Origin of the sequence: Pseudoroseomonas cervicalis ATCC 49957, assembly GCF_000164635.1 — a bacterium.
Taxonomy (GTDB): Bacteria; Pseudomonadota; Alphaproteobacteria; order Acetobacterales; family Acetobacteraceae; genus Pseudoroseomonas; species Pseudoroseomonas cervicalis.
The window spans coordinates 1-1,438 of the sequence record NZ_GG770915.1 but is presented as its reverse complement, the minus strand read 5'-3'; the positions used below and the strand labels follow the sequence as shown (position 1 = coordinate 1,438).

At 74.1% G+C, this 1,438-nt stretch carries 3 protein-coding genes; all 3 read right to left on the bottom strand.

Going from position 1 to position 1,438, the window contains the following annotated elements; translation table 11 throughout:
- Positions 1–288, bottom strand: a 288-nt coding sequence (locus HMPREF0731_RS20315; protein ID WP_007006101.1) for a hypothetical protein, incomplete at its 3' end; no start/stop codon positions are given.
- A 100-nt stretch (positions 289–388) separates the two neighbouring features.
- On the bottom strand, positions 389–1,027 hold the full coding sequence (locus tag HMPREF0731_RS20310) for a redoxin domain-containing protein (protein ID WP_007006100.1): 639 nt from the start codon (positions 1,025–1,027) through the stop codon (positions 389–391).
- Between the two features lie 26 nt (positions 1,028–1,053).
- Positions 1,054–1,438, bottom strand: a 385-nt coding sequence (locus tag HMPREF0731_RS20305; RefSeq protein ID WP_007006099.1) for a thioredoxin family protein, incomplete at its 5' end; no start/stop codon positions are given.

The following is a 1,438-nucleotide window of genomic DNA, read 5'->3' as shown; positions in this document are numbered from 1 at the left end:
GCGCGGGGCGGGGGCGGTCAGCGGGGCGGGCGGCAGGCTGGCGGCGGGGGCCAGCATCAGCGCGCAATGCACCAGGCAGGGCGGGGTGGCCGGCGCCGTCTCCCCATCCCCCGCCGAATCGCCGAGGGCGATGCTGCGCAGCCCCTCGGGCGTGCAGATCTCCAGGTGCAGCACCGGGCCGGACCCGGCCGGGGCCGCCACCGCCAGCGGCGCGAACAGCGACAGCCACTGCAACAGCAGGGCCGCGGCGATCAGGCGCGCGAGGCGGGGGGAGAAGCGGGGCGGCATGGCGGCATGAAAGCCGCAGCGCGGCCGGCCCCGCAAGCCCCGACCGGAGCCGGGGCGCGGGAAAGACGCGGGAGGGCCATCCGCCCTCCCGCCGGGCGGGTCAGGCGCCGGGGGCGTATTTGATGGCGCAGCCATAGTTGCGGGTGACGGGCTGCGCCACGGCGCGGCCCTCCGCCACCGCCAGCATGGCATCGCGCGCCAGCGGCTCGGCCTTCGGCACATCCTCCACACGGTTGGAGGCGATGCTGTCGATGCCGCCCATGTAGCGCAGCACCCCCTCGCGATCGATGACATACATGTGCGGCGTGGTGGTGGCGGCATAGGCGCGCGCCATGCGGCTCTGCGGGTCGAGCAGCACGGCGGCCGGGGCGGCGCTGCGCTCGCCGGTCAGCGCCTTCGCCTGCTCGGGCGTCACATGCCCCTGCTCGCCCGGCGGCGAGGAGATGACGGAGAGCCACACCACCTCCTTCTCCGCCGCCAGCCGCTGCAGCGACTGCATGTTGTTGCTGTTGTAGTGCTTCCGCACGAAGGGGCAGTCATGGTTGGTCCATTCCAGCACCACCACCTTGCCGCGGAACTCGGACAGGGAGCGGGTCCGCCCATCCTGGTCGGGGGCGGAGAAATCCGGCGCCGCGGCGCCGATGCTGGGGGCCGCATAGGCCAGCCGCGGCAGCACCGGCATCAGCACGGCGCCCAGCGGAATGGCGAGAGTGGCACGGCGGGACAGCTTGATGGCCATGGTCGGTCACTCCGTCGAGGGATGGATCAGCCCGGGGGCAGGGAATCGAGCACCAGGGATTCGGTCAGGATCTGCGGCAGCAGCGTGGGCTGGCCGCCGCCGGCGGGGTAGACGAGGTAGAGCGGCACGCCCTCCCGCCCATGCGCGCGCAGCACGGCGGCGATGGCGGGGCCGCCATCGGTCCAGTCGCCCTTCAGATAGGCGATGTTGCGCTGCGCGAAGGCCTGCCGCACCGCCTCGCCCGACAGGGCGACACGCTCGTTCACCTTGCAGGTGATGCACCAGGCCGCGGTCATGTTGACGAAGACGGGGCGGCCCTCGGCGCGCAAGGCGGCCAGCCGCGCCTCGGACCAGGGTTCCTCGCCGGGAATGGTGGCGGCGCTGGCGCCCCCCGTGGCGGCGCGCGCGGCG